Annotated in this window: 20 protein-coding genes; 3 read left to right on the forward strand and 17 right to left on the reverse strand. The window is 46.1% G+C overall.

Annotated features, from left to right (window positions below):
• Positions 1 to 200: 200 nt before the first annotated feature.
• Together cysQ and nudE are read right to left on the reverse strand one after the other, a co-directional pair.
• Positions 201 to 1,025 carry a 3'(2'),5'-bisphosphate nucleotidase CysQ gene (cysQ, locus tag JAO78_RS10495; RefSeq protein WP_226751307.1) on the reverse strand — a complete coding sequence of 275 codons (825 nt, stop codon included), beginning with the start codon at positions 1,023 to 1,025 and terminating at the stop codon, positions 201 to 203.
• On the reverse strand, positions 979 to 1,590 hold the full coding sequence (nudE, locus tag JAO78_RS10500) for an ADP compounds hydrolase NudE (protein WP_226751308.1): 612 nt from the start codon (positions 1,588 to 1,590) through the stop codon (positions 979 to 981). Before nudE ends, cysQ begins: the two co-directional genes overlap by 47 nt.
• A 62-nt stretch (positions 1,591 to 1,652) precedes the next feature.
• Between nudE and yrfG the strand changes: the two genes are divergently transcribed.
• Complete coding sequence (gene yrfG / locus JAO78_RS10505; RefSeq protein WP_226751309.1) at positions 1,653 to 2,339, forward strand: GMP/IMP nucleotidase; 687 nt, start codon at positions 1,653 to 1,655, stop codon at positions 2,337 to 2,339.
• On the opposite strand, the gene JAO78_RS10510 is transcribed toward yrfG, so the two are convergent.
• The 12 genes from JAO78_RS10510 to gspC are packed head-to-tail and all read right to left on the reverse strand — an operon-like array spanning position 2,321 to position 13,476.
• Positions 2,321 to 3,016: a type II secretion system protein N gene (locus JAO78_RS10510; RefSeq protein ID WP_226751310.1), complete on the reverse strand. Its 696-nt coding sequence runs from the start codon at positions 3,014 to 3,016 to the stop codon at positions 2,321 to 2,323. The two genes, yrfG and JAO78_RS10510, sit on opposite strands and share 19 nt — an antisense overlap.
• Before the next feature lie 55 nt (positions 3,017 to 3,071).
• A complete protein-coding gene (locus JAO78_RS10515) occupies positions 3,072 to 3,542 on the reverse strand; it encodes a type II secretion system protein M (protein ID WP_226751311.1) in 471 nt (156 codons plus the stop codon).
• Positions 3,539 to 4,732: a type II secretion system protein GspL gene (gene gspL / locus JAO78_RS10520; RefSeq protein ID WP_226751312.1), complete on the reverse strand. Its 1,194-nt coding sequence runs from the start codon at positions 4,730 to 4,732 to the stop codon at positions 3,539 to 3,541. Before gspL ends, JAO78_RS10515 begins: the two co-directional genes overlap by 4 nt.
• The gene (gene gspK / locus JAO78_RS10525) at positions 4,729 to 5,721 is read right to left on the reverse strand and encodes a type II secretion system minor pseudopilin GspK (RefSeq protein WP_226751313.1); all 993 of its coding nucleotides are present in this window, start codon (positions 5,719 to 5,721) and stop codon (positions 4,729 to 4,731) included. The genes gspL and gspK overlap by 4 nt, the downstream gene beginning before the upstream one ends.
• A complete protein-coding gene (gene gspJ, locus JAO78_RS10530) occupies positions 5,718 to 6,332 on the reverse strand; it encodes a type II secretion system minor pseudopilin GspJ (protein WP_226751314.1) in 615 nt (204 codons plus the stop codon). The genes gspK and gspJ overlap by 4 nt, the downstream gene beginning before the upstream one ends.
• Positions 6,325 to 6,693 carry a type II secretion system minor pseudopilin GspI gene (gene gspI, locus JAO78_RS10535; protein ID WP_226751315.1) on the reverse strand — a complete coding sequence of 123 codons (369 nt, stop codon included), beginning with the start codon at positions 6,691 to 6,693 and terminating at the stop codon, positions 6,325 to 6,327. The genes gspJ and gspI overlap by 8 nt, the downstream gene beginning before the upstream one ends.
• Positions 6,693 to 7,256 carry a type II secretion system minor pseudopilin GspH gene (gene gspH / locus JAO78_RS10540; RefSeq protein WP_226751316.1) on the reverse strand — a complete coding sequence of 188 codons (564 nt, stop codon included), beginning with the start codon at positions 7,254 to 7,256 and terminating at the stop codon, positions 6,693 to 6,695. Before gspH ends, gspI begins: the two co-directional genes overlap by 1 nt.
• The gene (gene gspG, locus JAO78_RS10545) at positions 7,256 to 7,693 is read right to left on the reverse strand and encodes a type II secretion system major pseudopilin GspG (protein ID WP_226751317.1); all 438 of its coding nucleotides are present in this window, start codon (positions 7,691 to 7,693) and stop codon (positions 7,256 to 7,258) included. Before gspG ends, gspH begins: the two co-directional genes overlap by 1 nt.
• Positions 7,694 to 8,917 carry a type II secretion system inner membrane protein GspF gene (gspF, locus tag JAO78_RS10550; RefSeq protein ID WP_226751318.1) on the reverse strand — a complete coding sequence of 408 codons (1,224 nt, stop codon included), beginning with the start codon at positions 8,915 to 8,917 and terminating at the stop codon, positions 7,694 to 7,696. It abuts the gene before it with no gap.
• On the reverse strand, positions 8,917 to 10,428 hold the full coding sequence (gene gspE / locus JAO78_RS10555; RefSeq protein ID WP_439647509.1) for a type II secretion system ATPase GspE: 1,512 nt from the start codon (positions 10,426 to 10,428) through the stop codon (positions 8,917 to 8,919). The genes gspF and gspE overlap by 1 nt, the downstream gene beginning before the upstream one ends.
• The gene (gene gspD / locus JAO78_RS10560) at positions 10,425 to 12,518 is read right to left on the reverse strand and encodes a type II secretion system secretin GspD (protein WP_226751319.1); all 2,094 of its coding nucleotides are present in this window, start codon (positions 12,516 to 12,518) and stop codon (positions 10,425 to 10,427) included. The genes gspE and gspD overlap by 4 nt, the downstream gene beginning before the upstream one ends.
• A gap of 28 nt (positions 12,519 to 12,546) precedes the next feature.
• A complete protein-coding gene (gene gspC, locus JAO78_RS10565; RefSeq protein WP_226751320.1) occupies positions 12,547 to 13,476 on the reverse strand; it encodes a type II secretion system protein GspC in 930 nt (309 codons plus the stop codon).
• Between the two features lie 264 nt (positions 13,477 to 13,740).
• On the opposite strand from gspC, the gene hslR reads away from it, so the two are divergent.
• Entirely contained in the window at positions 13,741 to 14,154 is a 414-nt protein-coding gene (gene hslR, locus JAO78_RS10570; protein ID WP_226751321.1) for a ribosome-associated heat shock protein Hsp15, read from the forward strand.
• 11 nt (positions 14,155 to 14,165) lie between these two features.
• Entirely contained in the window at positions 14,166 to 15,011 is an 846-nt protein-coding gene (hslO, locus tag JAO78_RS10575) for an Hsp33 family molecular chaperone HslO (protein WP_226751322.1), read from the forward strand.
• A 69-nt stretch (positions 15,012 to 15,080) separates the two neighbouring features.
• On the opposite strand, the gene JAO78_RS10580 is transcribed toward hslO, so the two are convergent.
• The 3 genes from JAO78_RS10580 to ompR all read right to left on the reverse strand — a co-directional run bounded on the left by JAO78_RS10580 (position 15,081) and on the right by ompR (position 21,160).
• Positions 15,081 to 18,836, reverse strand: a complete 3,756-nt coding sequence (locus JAO78_RS10580; protein WP_226751445.1) for a S8 family serine peptidase — start codon at positions 18,834 to 18,836, stop codon at positions 15,081 to 15,083.
• A 291-nt stretch (positions 18,837 to 19,127) separates the two neighbouring features.
• Entirely contained in the window at positions 19,128 to 20,438 is a 1,311-nt protein-coding gene (gene envZ / locus JAO78_RS10585) for a two-component system sensor histidine kinase EnvZ (protein WP_226751323.1), read from the reverse strand.
• Positions 20,438 to 21,160: an osmolarity response regulator transcription factor OmpR gene (gene ompR / locus JAO78_RS10590; RefSeq protein ID WP_226751324.1), complete on the reverse strand. Its 723-nt coding sequence runs from the start codon at positions 21,158 to 21,160 to the stop codon at positions 20,438 to 20,440. Before ompR ends, envZ begins: the two co-directional genes overlap by 1 nt.
• Between the last annotated feature and the right edge of the window lie 90 nt (positions 21,161 to 21,250).

Raw genomic sequence — 21,250 nt, forward strand, 5'->3', positions numbered from 1 at the left:
TAGGTAAAGGTGCGTCTCTAGCGGACTATTTAAATTTTGTTGCGTTTTGAACAAACGGCTGAAATTTGTTCAAAAAACACCTGATAAGCATAGCGTTTTTCAAACATAAAAGATAGAGATTATTGACAAGCAATCGGGCTGTAAGCCAATAACAGCAAGGGCTGCAGCCTGTTGTTTACTTACAGGATTTGGTAATTTAATTACAGGATCCGCGTAGTACTTTTTGCGCGGATTAAGTCTGACCAAGAAGCCGCAGCTTGACCTATCACCATAAAATCCGGATTGGCCAGTGTTTCACGCTGATTGTAACTCAGCGGTGCAAATTGACTGTCGAGGATTTTACCACCGGCCTCTTCAACGATGACATGCACCGCGCCCGTATCCCATTCACCGGTTGGGCCTAACCGTAAATAACAATCGGCTTTTCCTTCAGCAACCAAACAGCTTTTTAAAGAGCAGCTACCTAGCGGGATATACTCGACCTGTTGTGTCACACTGAGCAAATCAATTATCGGTTGTCGTGGTTGGCGTCGACTTACCGCAATACGCAGCTGTTCACCGGCTTGATGTTGATGTACAGCGATGCGTTTAATTAAGTTTGCCTGCTGCTTAAAAGCACCATTGCCGCGCGTTGCATAATAAATAACGTCTTCTTTTGGCCAGTAAATCACCCCTAGCGCTGGCCAGCCGTGTTCTACTAAAGCGATGCTCACGGCAAAATCGCCACTACGAGCCACAAATTCTTGCGTACCGTCCATAGGATCAATTAACCAATAACGTGGCCAATCAGAACGCTGCGCTAAAGGAACCAGATGTGTTTCTTCTGAGATGATCGGGATATCGGGCGTTAAGGCCGATAGTTGTGCAATGATATGGGCATTAGCCGCCAAATCAGCGGTGGTGACCGGACTGCTGTCACTTTTTTGTTGTTCGGTAAAATTACCAGTTTGGTACATTTCCCACAAAATAGCGCCCGCTTCACGGGCTGTCGTTTTTACAGGTTCCAGCAGTTTGCTTAAAAACATCCGGATTCGCTTCCAAATACTGTTGTGCCAGCAACAAAGCAGCTACGCTGCGTGCTTCGGTAAAATCGGCCTGTTGCAGCAATAAATCCGTTTGCTGACGTGACCAGCTCACTAGCTCCAGTGGCTCTGGCTCATCGCCAGCCAGACGCTCCACATATAAATCGAAGGCTAATACTATGTGCATTGTAGCATTAAAATAGCCTGGGGCTAAAGCCAGAGATTTTAATTGCACGAAGCGCTTCGCGCCAAAACCAATCTCTTCTTTGAGTTCACGATTAGCCGCTGTTACCACGTCTTCACCAGGATCAATCAAGCCTTTGGGAAAACCAAGTTGATAGTCATGGGTGCCTGCTGAGTATTCACGGACCAGATAAAAGTTATTGGGATCAGGGCAAGCAATAATCATTACTGCACCACGATTACTTCCACGCATTCTTTCGTAAGTGCGTTCTACGCCATTGCTAAACCGTAACTCTAATTGTTCAATTTTAAACAATCGACTTTGAGCGACAATTTCCTGCGCAAGAATTTCTGGTTTTTGTTTGTCGCTGTTACGCTGCGTCATACTGGGCTCTCTGGTAAACTTAACATCAGACACTACTATAAAACGATTAATAGGAAAAACCTATGCTGCAATGGTCAGAAATCGACACCGTCTTGCTCGATATGGATGGCACCCTGCTCGATTTGCACTTTGATAACTACTTTTGGCAACAGCATTTACCCCTGCGCTGGGCTGAAATTAGCGGTATCAGCCCTCAGCAAGCGGCGGCTGAATTGGCAGAAGAATACCAACGTTTGCAAGGTAAACTAGAATGGTACTGCCTCGACTATTGGGGCAAAAGACTGCAATTACCGATCACCGAATTAAAGCGTGAAATTATCAATAAAATCCAAATGCGCGCAGATGTGCCGGCTTTTCTCACTGCCCTAAAAGCCACCGGGCGACATATTGTGCTGGTGACTAATGCGCATCCTGACAGCTTGTCTTTAAAGCTCGAACGCACTGATCTTGCTAACTACATTGAAGAGTTAATCTCGACACATGAGTTTAGCGTAACGAAAGAAAGCCAACTGCTCTGGCAAAAACTGCAACAACGGTTAGGTTTTGATGTTAATCGAACCTTATTCGTCGATGACAGCTTAGTCATTTTACAAGCCGCAGAGCAGTTTGGTATTAAGCATCTATTGGCGGTGGCTAACCCAGACAGTCAAAAACCGCATAATAACTTCAGTGACTATGCTGCGGTTACCGATTACCACCAACTGCTACCGGCTATTTATGAGAGCCGCCATCAAAAGTTTAATGAATAACGGCCATTCGCATCCGGCTGCCCGACAAAGCGCATCGCTTGATGCACCTCTTCGGGTAAGTCGGCCGACGGTTTTAGGCTGCCCTGTACCGTCAAACGACCACTTGGCTTGATACTCGCGCGAATATCTAAAGACAGCACGTTATTGGCATCGGTTACCAGCACCGGCAGATCCTGCTCACAGCTGAGATCAGCATGCAATTGCTGTAAATCTAGCCATTGCCCTGTTGGCGGTTGTAACTTGGCATCAAGCCATGACGCTTGGCCCTGCAATTGCTGACACGCACCTTGTTTTAAATTAAGTTGGTCTATTTGCAACAGCAAATTCCCCGTAGCTTGCACGGGTAGCGGTAATTGCAACATCGGCACCACGGTTGCCACAGGCATTTTTAATAAGGATTGCTGCAATTGCATCTCGCTAAAACCTGCAATCAAAGTGCCTTGCATGTAAGGCTGTTGCTCTTGCTGCACACTGCCGGCGTGAAAGCTAACTTTGGCTCGCAGCGTGAATAATGACCATGGCGCGAGTTGCCATTCTAATGTCGGTAACACGAGGTTTTGATAAGCGATACCTTGTACTTCGCCGCGCCATAATGTGCCAGTAATCGTGCCTAACTGCACATTAGCCGGTAAGGGCACTAAGCGTAGCCACCAACTGGCTGGCGTTAGAACTAACATAAAAACACTATAAGCCAGCAAACAAACTAAAACATACTTCCAATATTTTTTCATACTACTCAATAACCATTCTGCGCACGCGAACGATACCCGGTTTATCAGTGACGCCGATGTCTAAACTGACTAAACGCACCGCATTTTGATACTGTAATTGGTGTAACCACGGTAATAATTGTGCGTAAGCAATATCATCTAGCACCAATTGCAACTGATCATTTTGCGGTTGCATCCGACTGACCCGAATATTAAAACTACGTGCACTATTACTAATAATCTGCGCTAAACTGCCCCCCACGCGTTCTGGGCTGGTATCGCCCAGCTGTAATAGCGGCTTAGCTTGTTGTAAAGCGATCAACTGTTGTTGCATTTGTTGTAAAGCAACCACATTTTGCTGCTTAGCCTGATGTAACGGTTGCCAGATTAACCAATAAAAAACCCCCAGTATTACTAAAGGCACTGCAATTAATACTAAGCGTTGTTCACGTGACGCTAAGCCATACCACCATTGAAAAAAGCGTTGCTTCATACTGCACCTCGCATCACAACTGAGCCTTGTACCCGATTACCATCGTTACTCAGTGCGCCTTGTTCGACTTGATAGCCGGCCTGCTCTAGTTGCGATTTTAATTGCTCAAAACTCTGAAAGCCGGCGGCACTGGCACCAAAACGTAATTCTTGCCGAGATGCATCGTAGCGAAGCGAATCTAATTTCAAATCAGGAAGCTTTTCTAACCGCTGCTGTAGAACCGCTAATAAATTTAAGAAATGCGGCTCTTGCTTACCAGCACCTACGGTTTGCAGTTTTTGCCGTACTTGCCTAGACAAATTGACAATGCGATCATTCGGGAAAGTCTCGAGATACAAGGCACGCAGTTGCTGCTCTGTCGCCGCTAACTGTTGTTTTTGTTGATATACTTCTGTGCCAAGCTGCACAAAATACAGTAAACAACATAGGCCGCCGATCATCGCCGTTAATTTCCATTGTTGCCAATAACGATTCTGTGCACGCTTTGGTGCATATGAACCTTGCAACAGATTAAAATCGGTTTCGTTTAGGCCTTTGGCGAGCAAGGCTAAAGGTAGCTCAGGCGCTGCTGTATCATGCAAATGCTGCACATGTGCTGGCCATGGGCTATAGCTGAGCACTTGCGGCAATTGAGCTAAAGCCAAATAATCTGGCCACCAACCGCTTTCAATTGAGGTTGCCTGCCACTCATCTTGCCGCAGTAACCATTGTTGCTGTAACTCAATACAACAAGGTAAACGGGTAGCGGGCAGCAATAAAGCATCAGGCACCAAGCGCACTACCTTAAAGCCAGCCTCTTGTAACCAACCTAGCCATTGCTCTAGTCGATGTCGCTGACAAATGGCCACTTGTTGCCAATATTGTTCGGCTAGCTGTTCTACCTTACCCAGCGCAATATAAAGTTTATCAATATCTTCGGCTTGCTCTTCTTCTAGCATATAAGGCAAAGCTTGGAGCAGTTGCTTGTTCGGTTTTGCTGGTAACGCTACTTTTTTCAGTAACACATCGGCCGCAGGTACCAGAGCCACCACGGCACGAGCAGAGCCCAGCCTTGCAGCGAGTTGCGGTAATTCACTGACAGCAGCAATTTCGCCACTCGCGATCACTTCTTGCGTTAACGGCGCCCAGACCAACCAACTGATGCTTTGCTCAGGCTGACTACCCAGCCTGATAATTATGTGTTCATTCATCCCTGGCCTCCAAAACGCCGAGCCAATACCTTGATTGCATTATTTTCTTCTCGTTTGAATACCACTGTCAGCCGAAAACCGGTTTCTAGGTAGGCAGTGGTTGCTAGCAGTGTAAAGTGATCAGACTTAACGGTCAGTACTTTTTTCACATCATCTGGCACAGTTAAACCGGCCAAGGCGCTGCTTTGCAAAAAGCTGTCCACATCAGTGTAACCCTCTTCTGGTCGCGATAAGATGGCTTCTTGTGCTTGTGCTTCAGTTAACTCCGGTAGCAACGCCATTAATAAGGCCGCGCGCTCTTCGGTTAAGGTATTCACGTTTAACAACCATTCAGCTTGCTCTGGCACAACACAAACATAAGGCAGCAGTAACTGATAATCTGCCGGTGTTAAATCAAGCATCAATCGCAACTCGGATACCGACACAAACAAACTATTCGCGGTGTAATAGGGAAAAGCTAAACTGGCATAATCATCTTGCTCAGCACCGCCAGCGGTATTGAGCAAACTATCGGCATCTAACCAATCACTCACCCGAGCCGTTAAATATTCTGCAGGCATACTCAGCTCTGGCACGACTTGTTCTAACAAACGTTGAAAACTACGCTGAGCTAACGTTTGCTGCAATTGGCCTGGCTGAGTTCGGTCCGGTTGCTGTTGCAAAGCATTTAAATTAAAACAACTATGTAAGTCTTGTATTTCACCGGCAATTTGACCATCTTCAACCATAAAACTGGCGCCCTGCGCAGCCCAATCTTGGCCTAAATGCACCGTCTCCGCGCCCGCTAAGGAGCGACGTAACAACACGCGGGCAAAGGCTTCTGCGCCCATGCCATACCAAAAAGCTTGTTGTTGTTGTTGTAAATTTTGCTGACGTTGCAATTGCAATTGCAAACGGCTACTCATGCCAACGGCCAGCACAGTGATGATGGCCACAATCATAATAACGGTGACTAAAGCAACGCCCTGTTGCGATTGGCATTTGCTCATAACCCCCCCTTGCGCCAAAGCGCATTGGGTAACACAAAGATCCGCTCTAACTCACCTAAATCGCGTTGCTTAATGCGTACTTTTATCGCTTCTGGCAAATATTGATGCTGCCAGCGCTCTTCCCACTCGCCTGCGCTATAATACGTCAGTTGAAATTGCTCAACCTCTGCTAATAAATTTTGTTGTTGTGGCTCGGTATTATTAACGGCATCGACATAGACATTAAACAAGCGTTGTAACTGACCATCTTGTAAACGATAAGCCACCGCTTGCACTTCACTGCGCGGCAATAACATACCCGGATTACGCCAACCTTGCTGCGTAAAACTGACTCCATGATCTTCACTTTCAAGCAAATACTGCTCACCCCACAACCGCTCTTGCTGCGGTGCATCACCTTCAATGCGCACATAGCGAGGGCTGATCTGCATAATGTCGCGCTCTAGCAACAGCATCGCGCGTTGTAATTGTTGCAAACGGGCGATAGATAACTTAGAGGCAGCATCGCTTTGCGTCACGGTGCTTAAAACGGCTACGGAAGATAAACCGACGATGGCAAAAAGCGCCATCACCAACAACATTTCTAAAAACGTGAATCCACGGTTATTCATCAAGCCGTCCAACATAGGTTTTCAGCTGATATATCACCACGTCGGGCTGCTGCTCTAAACGTACACTGACCGTCAACTCCCGCAAGTCTTGATCCGGCACTGTGGTGGCACGCATTTGCCAACGCCAGGTGCGGTTTGCCATCTCGACTTCGCCTTGTTCTAACTCACGCGGAGGCCAAGTACGCGAAAATTGTGCTTGTTGCAATTGATTGTTCGCGACATAACTGGCAATGGTTAACTCTTCTAATTGCAGTAAAGCGCGCATGTGATTTGTGCTAGCTTGCATAATCGCCACACCCGCGGTGGCAAAAATCACTAGCGCGACTAAGAGCTCTAATAAGGTAAAACCACGCTGGCGCATTAACGATTACCTAATTCAAAACGTATTAACGGAATACTAAAATCGGTGCCGACCGTTTGCTCTAAGGTTTCACCATTTTCACGCCATCGAAACTGCAATCGAAACGGGCTGATTTCGCCGGACGACAACATAAAAACCTTGGGTAGCGGTGGCTCAGCCGCCGTTTCAGCTAATTCTGTTAACTCAGGCGTGTCAAACTCTAACTCACTCAACAAATTTTGCTCAGCGCCCGGCAAACCCTCTAGCTCTAACTGCAATAACAGGCCGCTAGGTAATTGATAGGCTGCCGCAGCCGTCGGCGTTTCAACCCACTGCCAACCATCATCGCTGTATAACACAAAAGCGTAACTGTTTGCTGTGACTACTAGGCCCCATTCTTGCTGCTGCAATTCAGCCGTTTCAGCAAAGTGCTGAAACACTTGTTGAAAGCGATTTACCTCTTTGTCTAAACGGTCTTGCACTGAGTCATTACCAAAACTCAGTACTACCGTTGATACCAGGATGCCGATTAACAGTATCACCAGCATCACTTCCAATAAAGTAAAGCCCGCAGCACGCCGCATTAATTATTGCCTGAATTGCTACCGTCTAAATTCCAATTACCGATATCGTCATCCGTACCAGTAACTCGATCGGGTCCTTTACTAAACACATCTAAGCGACCCATTTGGCCAGGGCTAATCAAAATATACTCTTCACCCCAAGGATCTTTGGGTAAACGACGAATAAAGCCATCTTCAGGGTAAGAACGTGGCACCGGTTGCGAGGTGGGTGCTGTGACCAAGGCTTCTAACCCTTGCTCCGTGGTGGGATAGAAGCTATTGCGCAAGCGGTACATATCTAGGGCATTTTCTAATTGTTGAATGTCCACCACAACTTTTTGACGAGCAGCTTCTTCTTGATTACCCATTAAATTTGGCACGACAAAGCTGGCAAGCAATCCTAGGATGACGATAACCACCATCACTTCCAGCAAGGTAAAACCGGCACTCTTTTTCATTTAGTATTTTCCTACCATGTTATTAAGCTCTAAAATCGGCAATAAAATTGCCAATACAATCAGAAACACCACCACCGCTAGCACGATAACCACTAAAGGTTTAAAAATCTCTAACGATACGGTCATGGTCATTTCAAATTCACGATCTAAAGTATCAGCGGCTCGGCCTAGCATTGAATCTAGTTGACCGCTTTTTTCACCACTGGCAATCATATGCAGCATCATCGGTGGAAACAGTTTAGTTTGCTCTAAAGCTGACTTTAATGATGTCCCCTCACGCACTCTCGACGCAGCTTCGGCCACGCTTTGCTTCATGTAACTGTTGGCTAACACATCAGCACTAATGCGCATAGCATCTAACAACGGCACGCCGCTGGCATTTAAGATACTGAGCGTACGAGCAAACCGCGCAGTGTTTACACTGTTGACGATGCGGCCAATCACTTTAACCCTGAGAATACGCCGATCATAGCGCAACCGAAATGCAGGCCGTTGTAATAATCGTTGCCAACCTACCAGTAACAACAACAGCGCTACGACAATAATCACACCGTAACTTTGGGTAAACTCACTGGCATTGATCATAAATCGGGTCAGGGCAGGCAATTGTTGCCCCATATATTCGAATTGCTCAGTAATTTTGGGGACGACTGCGGCCAATAAAATACCGATAACCAGCAAAGACACCACGACCATAACGATCGGATAAACCGAGGCCATAATGATCTGATTACGCATATGTTGCCGCTGCTCGGTATAATCAGCTAAGCGATTAAGTACCTGGTCCAAATGCCCAGATTTTTCGCCCGCCGCCACCATTGAGCGGTAGAGATGGTCAAACACGTGTGGAAATTCGGCTAAGCCCTCGGCGAGGCTATAACCCTCGACAACTTTAGAGCGCACCGACATCATCATATTTTTTAAACGCGGCTTTTCACACTGCTCGGCAACCGCCAATAAGGCACTTTCAATCGGCAAGGCTGCAGCAATTAAGGTCGCAATTTGCCGTGTGATCAGTGCCAGCTCGGCTGCTGATATTTTGCGTTTCAACCAACTTTTACCACTGGCCAGCATTTTTTCTTGCTGTGAGGCCACTTCAACGGTCAAAGGCGTTAGCTTACGCTCACGCAACAGCTGTCGCGCCTGACGAGCATTATCAGCTTCTAATACCCCCTTGGCTTTTTTACCAAAGGCATCTAAGGCTTGATATTCAAAGGCTGCCATTACAGATCCTCACGGGTAACCCGCAGTACTTCTTCTAACGTTGTAATACCGGCTAACACCTTACTAAAGCCATCGCTGCGGATACTGGGGCTGAATTGTCGTGCATATTTTTCAATATTTTGCTCGCCCTTGCCGTTATGTACCATCTCTCGCATCTGATCATCAACCACAATCAGTTCATGGATGCCGGTACGGCCTTTGTAACCACTAAAGTTACAGTGCTCACAGCCGGTGGCACGATAAATTAGCAAGTCTTCTTTTTTATTGGCCGAGAGTAAATGACGTTCTTCTTTATCTGGCACATGCTCAGCTTTACAGTGCGGACATAAAGTACGAACCAGTCGCTGCGCGAGCACGCCGAGTAAACTCGAAGACAGTAAAAAGGCTTCAATACCCATATCTTCAAGACGCGTTATTGCACCTGCAGCGGTGTTGGTGTGTAAAGTCGACAAGACCAAGTGACCGGTTAAGCTGGCTTGTACGGCAATTTGTGCCGTTTCAAGATCGCGAATTTCACCGACCATCACCACATCGGGATCTTGTCGTAAAATCGCACGCAAACCGCGAGCAAAGGTCATATTCACTTTGCTATTCACCTGAGTTTGGCCAATACCCTCTAATTCATATTCAATCGGATCTTCTACCGTAAGAATATTTCGATCTTTAGTGTTAATTTCGGTTAAACCGGCATACAGCGTAGTACTTTTACCGGAACCCGTAGGGCCGGTGACCAAAATAATGCCATGAGGTTTTAAAATAAGTTGCGAGAATAGCTGCTCTACCGCAGGGGTCATTCCCAGATCGGCTAAGTTTAGATGCGAGTTATTTTTGTCAAGTAAACGCAGTACCACACGCTCGCCATGACTCGATGGCATGGTGGATACGCGCACATCCACTGCGCGACCGGCAATACGTAAACTAATACGACCATCTTGAGGCAAACGCTTTTCAGCAATGTCTAACTTGGCCATAACTTTAATGCGCGATACCAATAAGCTGGATAAACGCCGATGTGGTCGCAGCACTTCCCGCAATAACCCATCAACCCGAAAGCGAATAATTAAGGCTTTTTCGAAGGTTTCTACATGAATATCTGACGCGCCTAGCTTGATGGCCTCACCGAGCATCGCGTTAATTAATTTAATGATCGGCGCGTCATCTTCGTTTTCTAGCAAATCTTCTGTTTCAGGAATTTCATCAGCAAGTGAAGCCAAATCGACCTCGTTACCAATATCCTCCATCAATTGCTGTGCTTCGGAAGAATCGCGCTGATAAGAAGCTTCGAGCAATGCCTCGAAGGCTGCAGCATCCAGCTTTTGTACTGTAAAAGGCTCTGCCAACAAACGGCGCACCTCAAGCAAAGCTTGTGGCGTCGTTGTCGGCTGCACATACAGCACCCAATTTTGCGATTGTTGCTGCAATAACACACCATAGCGTTTAGCAAATCCGAACGGTAAGCGGATTTTGCTGCTGACCGGTGTTATTTCCAGGTCGGCGACATCGCTCATCATTGTTCTTTCTTCCCATCAACAGCAGATCGGTTTTGCTGCTCAATATATTCGTTAAAACTGGGCGGTAATTTTAACGACTCGTCCCATTCAGGCAGCACAGCTTGATTAGTCAGCGGCATTAAGCGAATACCTTCTTCTTCGCGCTTTAATTGCTCAGCACGAATAAAGTTATATTTTTGCTTACTAATGCCACTGATAGCGCTACCATCACGGACAATGGTCGCTTTAATAAATACCATTAGGTTTCGTTTACGCTTACTGACACTGGTTGATTTGAATAAATGCCCCAGAATAGGTATGTCGCCTAACAGCGGAACTTTTGATTCACTTTCTTGCACGTCTTCGTCAATTAACCCACCCAGTACAATGGTGGCACCATCATCGGCCATCACGGTGGTTTTAATTTCACGCTTGTTAATCGTGATATCAACCGCGGTAGTGCCGCCAATACTGGATACTTCTTGTTCAATCACTAACTGTACCGCATCGCCTTCGTTAATTTGTGGGGTAACTTTTAACTTGATACCCACTTCTTGGCGCTGTACTTGTTGAAAAGGGTTAGTATTGTTAGAGCCAACGGTTGAACCTGTAATCACCGGTACTTCTTGACCGACTAAGAAAATCGCTTCTTGGTTGTCCATGGTAGTGATATGTGGCGTGGCCAGAACGTTAGAGTTAGTACTGGTGCGAACGGCCTGTAAAATAGCAGCCCAGTTACCGTTATAAAACCCTAACAAAGCGCCATTCAGGCTCTGCAAAGCAGTGGCTAGCTGTGTATAGTCACGATTAGTATCAGCAGTTGTGGTAGTAATTAATTCACCGGTGGTAGGATCACGAGATTGTGTGGTATTTCCGCGCGTAATTTGTGACGCTTGTGCCGCACCCGCTGCAATATTCACGATTGGAATCGTATTCGTGCCGGTAAAGTTGGTGCCACCACCATTTTCATTCAACCATTGCACACCAAAATCGGTGCCCGTGCCATCAAACACTTCGACTATAATCGCTTCAACTAGCACCTGCGCACGGCGAATATCCAATTGCCTTACGACATCTTCGAGTGAGCGCATCATATCGGGCTGTGCTGTTATCACTAAAGAATTGCTATCTGGATGCGCTTCAATACTGATTTCACGACCGCCACTGCGTCGTGCCGTTTGCGGTGTCGGTTGCTGTGCACCTTGCGCTTCAGCGACAATAGAATCACTTACGCCTTTTAACACTGGCACGAGATCTTCAGCTTTGGCGTATTTCAGATACAACACTCGGGTATTACCGCTAGTTTGTAATTCCGCATCCAAACGTTTGGCCAACGCAATCACGCGCTCACGGGCTTGCGCTTCGCCGCTGACAATCACGCTATTGGTACGTTCATCTGCGACAATTTTCGGCACAAGGAAATCAGGTTGTTCACCACGATTCTGTGAACGATAGATATTTTCTAAAATACGAACGATTTCGGCAGCAGAGGCATAATTCAATTTCAGGATTTCTAATTCCTGATCGCCCGCTTTATCCACGCGTTGAATAATATCAACCAAGCGCGCCACGAGGGCAGCAGGGCCCGTCATCATAATAACATTAGAAGGGTCGTAGTTTACCACGTGGCCACCACCACCCTGGTTAACAAACTGCCGTAGCAAGGGGGCTAATTCGCGAACCGAGACGTTACGCACCGGAACCACCCGCGTCACCATTTCATCACCAAAGCCAGGGTCATCATCCCCCACTACCGGTATATTGGATGTCTTCGCATCTTTGTTGCGCACGACTTTCATAATGCCGCTGTCCATTTCGACAACAGCAAAGCCGTATACTTCCAGCACATTGAGGAAGAATTGATAATACTGCTCTTCGGTCAGCATATCGTAACTACGCACATTGATCCGACCCCGCACTTGCGGGTCAACAATAATGGTTTTTTTCAGATTCATACCGACGATATTAATAAACTCATTAATGTCGGTGCCTTTAAAGTTTGGCGAGTACTTAATGTCACTATCTGCAGCCACTGAAAAGCTGAGCAACGCAGCTAACATCATACTGGCAAGAGTGCGCCCTTTGTTCCTGAGGAAAAAGCCTGATTTCATGAGAGATTAACCAATTTTTATCATTATATTATTGTGACAGACTAAACAGAATATCTCTGATTTCGCCATCTCGTTCAACCTTTACCGATGCTTCAGTGGCATCGCGGATATCATTTATTACACGCAACGCTTGTTGCATATCGTTTAGCGCCACACCATTAATCTCAACAGCCAGGTCGCCTTCTAAAAAACCAAGCTGTTGGAAGATGGCAATATCTTTGCCTGGCATCAATCGATAACCCGCAAGCTGTCCATCTCGTTGTACCGGTGTCACCCGCACATAATCGAAAAACTTCATCGGCTCAGCCATAATCTCGTCACGGCGAGCCTGCAATTCAGGTGTATTAAACCCTGTCGCAATAGGTTGAGCTAACACTATGGGCTCTTCTACGACATAGGCATCGGCATTATCTTCCCGGCCTAAGCCGGCATTTGCTTGCGCGATTCGCGTAAATTCGACACCATCCAGCATTAACGTTTCATAGCGGCCATTAATTTCCAGCAATACGCGATCATCTAACACTTGGTGCAATTTAGCACGGGTACCCTCAAGATTATCACCAACAGCATAAGTTACCTCTGTGCCGCGTTGCTCAATAATGGCACTCCCGGCTTCAGGCTTAGCGGGCACAGCCACTAAGCCCGTTAATTTGGCATTTAATTGTGTTTTTGGCGCCTCCGTGACAACCGCCACTGGCGCGGCTGTTTCGGGTGCCGCCTCACCAAATAGCGCGTAGCGCGTTAAATTGTTTAAATCTTGCGGTACTTCATGATTAACGTAGCCGTTACTAGCACTGCTCGACACCATTAAGGCGGGCGTGGTGGGCGATGGCAGTAACTGCCAACTCAATTTTGCGAGAAGCCATGCTAATATCAACAGCAGCAACAGATTCAAGGCACTGCGAAACGGCCGTAACGGCAGCTTTTTTAGCTGCGTGGGCAACTGAAGAAGGGACATTGAGAAACTCAAATTTATACTCTCATCCTGATATTAAGCTTAAAGCATCTTACTGAGTTGCAACGGCATCAACAAGCTTTGCCGTGCTTATTTACAAACTTATAACCATAAAAATAACGCTGATTGTAAGCCAAAAGGAACTTTTCCACTATAATAGCCAAACCGACCATCAGGGTAGCTATGGTTTTTAGTCAACTCAACTCGTGATAACCTTTGTCTATACGTGAAATAATCTACCATGGTCGAACAATTTACAGGTAAAAGATGACAACTCAACATCACACTGATAAAAAAGCGCCGCAGAACATTCGCTTAGACAAGTGGTTATGGGGCTGCCGCTTTTATAAAACACGCGCGTTAGCTAAAGACATGATCGACGGTGGAAAGGTTCATTACAATGGCCAACGCTGTAAATCAAGTCGTCAAGTTGAGATTGGTGCAACCATTCGTTTAGCGCAAGGTGTAGATGAAAAAATTGTGATCGTGACCGGCTTAACTGAAAAGCGTTTAGCCGCACCTTTGGCACAACAACTTTATGAAGAAACCGCTGAAAGTACGCAGCGGCGCGCAGAACGCGCGGAATTACGTAAAACTAACTCTTTATTTGCACCGCATCCGGATACCAAACCTGATAAGAAAGAGCGGCGGCAATTATTATTATTAAAATCCCAGCAGTGAGAGAAACCAGCATGGCTTCGGATGCATTGATACGTTTTTTATTTCAACAAAAACATGTTCGCGGTGAATTAGCTTATGCGAGTGACAGCCTAGAACACATGTTAGAACATCACCAATATCCATTACCCGTTAAGCAATTACTGGCAGAACTGGTTATGGCGACCAGCTTACTCACCGCTACCTTAAAGTTTGAAGGCGAAATTGCTGTTCAGCTGCAAGGTGATGGCCCAGTTAAATTCGCCGCGGTAAACGGCAATCACCTTCAACAGTTCCGTGGTGTAGTGCGAATGCAAGCGGAGTTACAAGGCGACAGCTTTAACGAACTGATTGGGCATGGCTATCTAATAGTCACCATTACTCCCACTCAAGGCGAACGCTACCAGGGCATTATTCCGTTGACAGGGAATAGCCTCACCGAAACATTAGAAGCGTATTTTCATCAATCAGAGCAGTTGCCTACCCGCCTCTATTTATTCACCGATATTGGCGAGAAAAGCCGTGCCGCCGGACTTATGTTACAAGTATTACCGGTTGAGCCTGATAAAGCGCGAGAGGATTTTCAAGATTTAGTCACCCTTTCCGATACGATTACCGCAACGGAGCTGTTAGACCTGCCGCCTAATGACATGCTCTATCGCTTGTACCATCAAGAACAGGTTGAAGTGTTTCCTAGCCAAACGATTAGCTTTGTCTGTGGTTGCTCGAAGCAAAAGTGTGAAAGCGCTTTATTTAGCTTAGGCCGTGATGTAGTGGCAGAACAGCAAGCCTTAGGTGGGCTGGATATGTCATGCGAATACTGTAATAAGTCTTATCACTTTAGCGTAGATGATCTGCAAGCTATCCACGATAAACTTTAAACTTTTCGTTTAACCTATAAAAAAACCTCCGACAAGTCGGAGGTTTTTTAGTTTAAAGCGAACGCTTAATTACGCTTTTTTAGCAAAGCGGCGACGGATAAACAGCACTGGCACTAATAACAGGCCAAACAGTCCGAAAGCACCTGAGCTCTTATGCGTTACAGTAACACTGGCGTTAGCCGTAGCTTGTAAGCCTGCAGAGTCACGAGCGGTGATCACGATGCTATGTGTTTTCGCATCATCACGGCTCGGTGAACGCGTCAGAATTAACTGGCCATTTTGTACCGCAAACAATGAATTGTTTGTGGTTACCGAGCTGATCGTGGCACCCGATTCGTTTGCTTGCGCAGCAACAGAACCCACAACTGTACCAGCAGCAGTACCCGACGCTAAGGTTGCCATACTCACCGTGGCCGTCAAGGTTGGCATAGCATCTGCAACGTTAACCACATTTACTGTTACGCTAGCTGGGCTAGAAACACTACCTGAAGTATCCATTGCAGCCACTTCAAATTGTACTGACGTCAGACCCGCTTCATAATCCAATAAAGCTGCATTAGCGACAACGATGTCACCGTTGCTCTCTACTTTGATGACCGAAGAAGAACTGCCCAGAACAACAAACTCGGCTACGGCAGAGCGGAAATCACTTTCTGCATCAATGGTACCAATCACTGTACCTGTCGCTGTGTTTTCATTCACGGAGAAAGTTTGGTTTGCAGTAACGGTTGGTGCTGCCATTGGGGCTGAGTAATCGGCTACGGCAATAGCTTCTGCAGCAGCAGAAATCATCACAAAGCTACGATTATCTCCCGCTGGACGCATCACATAAGCTGACTCACCTGGTTGTAACATCGTTACAGTAGTGTCATCATCTGCTGCTGTCGTTTCAGCACCCGTTGGAGCAGGTGCTGTTTCAGCGCTGCTTGATAAGGTTACCGCTGGTGATGGTGCAATAGTCATCGTAGTGGTCAGTGAATCAGCAATGTTCGTTGCTGTCAGTGAGTAAGAATCACTACTTGTTCTAACACGTGCATTCACTGTGCGACCTAAATCCATGGCAGATAGGCCAACAGACTCAAAACAAGCCTCAAGCGTCACTTGTTTACCACCAGCATAGTGGATTACATCACCAAATGGACCAGATAAAGTACCAAAGCGAGTATTAAACGATACAAACACACCAGGCGAAGCCGCATACGCCGCACCAAAACGTGTGATGAGTAAAGTGTTCATTGTATAGTCATAAGCACCATCGTTATTCACATCCAAATCAACTGAATAGTTGCCTTGTAATAAGTGATTAACGCCACCTTCTAAGTGAATCGTCGGGTATACTGCATAACCTGAACCACAGAAACCCGCCTCTGCAATATCCAAGGTTACTGCACGAATATCATGCTTAGGATTCAAGGTCGCGTTGACTGGCGACGCTGCCACTAAGGTTGAAGCAAAAGGTTCAACATCAACAACACCGGTGTTAGTAATTTTTGTTGCCGCTTTACCACTGACTAATTCACCTTCTAAGCGAAGTTTCGCTGCGGCTTTCGGGATGATGTGATAAACCAAATGTAAGTCGTTCGCTGTGCTGGTTGCAGCATCGTTGAAAACAATAGCACCATCATATTCAGCAGTATCTAGCTGAGATGCTGCCATCAACGGGCTGTAATACACGCCATTGCTTAATGTAAATGCCGGTAATTTAGCTGGGTCAATCGTCAAGGTCACATCAAAGTTAACAGTTTGACCTGCTGGCACAGTAATACTAGCCGGCATGCTCCAATTTAATGCGCCGGTCTCCGCTTTATCAGCGTAACGCGCTTGGGCACTTAATTGGTAAGTTTTTGGACTAGTGCTAAAGTTTTTGACCGTTACTGTCTTTGTCATGGAGCTGACGCTATCCAGCGTCTGTAAACCAAAGGATAATGCCGCTTGTTTGGTATCAAAAGCGGTATCATGTACCCAAGCAGCCACTGGCGAACTTACCGCCTTTTCCACATCTACTAAACCAGCACCAATCAAGCTGATCGGCGCTAACTTCGCATCTGGATTAATGGCTTTTGGTGTTAAGTACACGTCCATATTGGCCGTGTTCATTAACGTCGCTTTAATTTCAGAAGCATTGCGATCAGGCAATAACTCACGTACTAAAGCCACACCACCGGCAGTGATAGGTGCTGAAAATGAGGTACCATTTGCTCTTGAGGTACCTGTGCCCGTGCCGGTTCGTGCCATTTGAATTTGCACACCTGGCGCAGTAATTTCAGGTTTTAATAAACCATCCATTGAAGGGCCACGTGATGTGAAATCGGCTGTTGCACCCGCACCAGATTTAGCAGCAGATTTAATGTCATAGCTCACCACTTCGCCAGCATCTAACTTGGCTTTCAGAGCATCGCCGACTTCTTTGGTAATCATAATCGTTGGTACTGTCACAGAGTCGTCTGTACCACCAGCAACAATCGGTGCTTCACCTGGGTTGCTGTTAGCAATGATCACAAACGCTGCTCCGCGATCTTGTGCTACTTTGGCTTTTACTACGAAGCCACAGGTACCACGCGACAGCAATACCGCTTTACCCGTTAAATCCACATCTTCAGCTAAAGGATCACAGGCAGTGTAACTTCCCGGGATAACCACTAAAGGTGTCGTGCTTGAATTAAAACTAAAATCAAAGGTTTTGTTAAAACCTGCTGCAACCATAACGACATCTTCACCATCAATCTCAGCACTTTCAAATACACCCACTGAGGTTGCTGGGTTGGTCATCGCGCCAACTGATAAAGCATTTGGTGTGGTACTTGGGCCACCAACGCGAAATGGAATATTGCCGTCATTACCGGCAGAAATCACCACGTTCACACCTAAATTCACTGCACGTTGAATTAAGAATTGCGTACCCGATGTTGTTTGAGTTGAACCAAACTGACCACCTAAAGACATGTTGATAATATCAACGCGGTCTTCTAAGTTACCATCACCATTGGGATCCATCGAAGCTTCTAAAGCACGAAGTTGTGCCACACCCGTACAGTTGACCGGTGCTGGCGCACACACTTTATAACCGTAAAAAGAAGTATCTGGGGCAATACCATTTACGGCGCTAGCTACCCAAGTACCATGGCCTTCGGCCGCAGGGTCAATTGGGTTTGGATCATTATTAATAAAATCAAAACCACCAATCACACTGCCTTGTGGCCAAGCTGGAGCCGTGCTTTGTGCAGAGGCAGCAATAGCAGCGCTATAAGCCTCTGCTGTGCCAGGGCCGCCTAACAGGCTATGAGTATAATCGATACCGGTATCTAAAATAGCCACTCGAGTATTCGCACCCGTGGCTAAGCCATCGTCGACAATTTGTTTCGCTTTGATGTAAGGCGCACTATCTGCGACATGCAATTCGCTGTCATAAATAGGCATAATATCAACCACGGCAGGATTCGCACGCAGTGCAACTAAAGCTTCTGGGCTAGCCTGCACAACAATACCGGCTGCTAAGTTTTTAGTCGTTGCTAAAACTTGTGCATCTGCATCTAATACTGATAATTGCGCTGTGATGTCTTGTTGTAAAGTTTCAACTTGAGCGGTAATTTGCTGCGCAAGTTGCACATTATATTGTTGACCGCTTAATGCTTCGGTAGTGGCAGGGGCATTTAATAATACGTACCAAGCGCTAGGCGTTTGAGCTTGCTCGTCAATAGAAGCTGACACAGCACCATAAACTTCATGTACGCTTTGGCCATTGGCCGCTTTTAATTGCTGAATACCTGCCTGCGCAGAGCCTGAGATCGCTATGCTGATGGCCGATGCCAGTAGGGCTTTTTTCATGTTCACCAAGGTGTTGCTCCTTAAAACTATTGTTTTTATGTCATTATGCTGGCGTTTATTTATCGTTAAACGCTCTTATTAACCAGCGTTAACACCTTTCACTAGGTTTGTGATGGGCATCACCGCGAGAATGTTGTTTTTATAATTAAAGCCAAGTACGTTTTAACGGCTTCCTTACTGTTTTTACCACAGCTTCATACAAATGTAATGATGTTAGAGACAAAATAAGTGTAAAGAGATGTGTATATTTAAACTTTGCGTCAAGAATGGTTGACAAATGTTACAAAAAAACTAATGCGGTTTTTGCAAGGGAAAAAGTACAGTTACGACTAAGCCACCCTGCGCATGGTTACTTAATCGAACTTCACCTGAGTGCGTATCAATAATTTTTTTAATAATGGCCAAGCCTAAGCCAGAGCCGCCACTGCCTCGCGCTTCATCACCTTGCACAAATGGCGTAAACATAGCCTGCATTTTATCTTCTGGGATACCTGGGCCGTGATCCCGGATTTCAAAGTAAACCAATTTCTTTTGGCGCTGATAGCCACTACTAATTTCAATAGCGCCGTCACTGTAGCGCAGTGCATTTTCCAATAAATTATTTAATACCCGTTTTATCGCAATGCGGCGCAGCCACAATAATGGCAAGTGCGGATCTAAACGTGTTATCAACTGCCGTTGCTGCACATATTCCGCTTGCACGGTTTCCAGCAGCAATTCATTTAACGCCACCTGTTGTAGCTCTTCTTGTTTGTGATGGCGCAAATAATCAATAAACTGATCGATTATGGCATTCATATCTTCAATATCGTTAATAATGCCCTCTCTGATCCAGCTATCTGGCTCACTCATCATCTCAGAAGCCAAACGGATCCGTGTAAGCGGTGTGCGCAAATCATGTGACACACCAGCCATCAATAGCGCACGGTCTTGTTCAAGCTGCTGGATCCCTTTTGCCATGTAATTGAACGCTTTGGTTACTGCTGTAATCTCCCTTGCACCGGTTTTTTCTGACAATGGTGGTGGAAATTCACCTCTACCAACTTGAATCGCTGCGTGCTGTAGCCCCTGTAAAGGCCGATTTAGATGACGTGCTAGCAACCAGCCACCAATAACACTGAGGACACCAATCATTAATAAATAAAAGGTTAATAACGGAAAGCTAGTTTCTTCTAAACCGGTGAGTGGTACGCGGACCCAATACTCGGGAGCAGTGCTTGAACGCACCCAAAATACAAAGTTTTCTGTTTGCGAAATACGAACTTCGGTATCAGTTTGTAACTCTTTCGACATCAGTTGTGAAAAATAACGATAATAACTGGCATTCGCTAAGCCTTGCTCTTGTGCTTCGGCTTCCGAAAACAGTTGAGCGCCGGTGATGCTTTCGACATGCTGACGTAATATCGCATTGGCTTCTGCCGACACATCCGTTTTTGGGATCAGTAAGTTAACTTGGCGAGCAATCAGATAGCTTATTTGTTGCGTGCTGGGTTTAATTACATAAAACGCCACCGAGAAATACGACACTAATTGATTGATCAGCAGCAAAAAACCAATTAAGAAAACCGTTTGGCCAAAGGCGCTTTTCGGTAAAAACGGCATTAATTCAACCGACCATCGGGTACAAACACATAGCCTAAACCCCATACTGTTTGAATATAGCGAGGGTTAGTTGCATCATCTTCTAACATACGACGTAAGCGCGACACCTGCACATCGATACTGCGCTCCATCGCTGAATAATCACGACCACGCGCTTGATTCATCAATTTGTCTCGTGAGAGCGGCTCTCGGGGATGATTCACCAACACTTTAAGTACCGCATATTCGCCGCTGGTTAATGGTAAAACGGTATCACCTTTAAACATTTCACGGGTAGCAAGGTTAAAACGAAAAGGACCGAAAGTGACAATAGTTTCTTCTTGGCTTGGCGCACCAGGCACGTCTTTGTTTTTACGGCGCAGCACTGCACGAATACGAGCCAGTAATTCACGGGGGTTGAAAGGCTTCGGTAAATAATCATCTGCGCCCATTTCTAAGCCGATAATCCGATCAACCTCATCCCCTTTTGCCGTTAGCATAATAATAGCAATATCGTTTTCTTGTTGACGCAATTTACGGCAGATAGATAAACCATCTTCACCAGGTAACATCAGATCGAGCACCAGCAGGTGAAAATGCTCACGCTCCATTAAGCGCTGCATTTGCTCAAAATTTGCCACACTGCGTACCTGATAACCTTGCTCGACCAGATAACGCTCTAATAATGAGCGTAAACGTAAGTCATCATCCACTACTAGGATTTTTGTTGTCTCTGTGACCACTGCCTTGTCCTTTGTGCTGCATTTTCCTCACTATAAACGAAATCACTGGCTTTGCATCAAGCCTTAAGCACAAACAATGTTACAAAACTT

The sequence above is a fragment of the Alishewanella maricola genome (assembly GCF_016343785.1).
In the GTDB taxonomy this organism is placed as follows: Bacteria; Pseudomonadota; Gammaproteobacteria; order Enterobacterales; family Alteromonadaceae; genus Alishewanella; species Alishewanella maricola.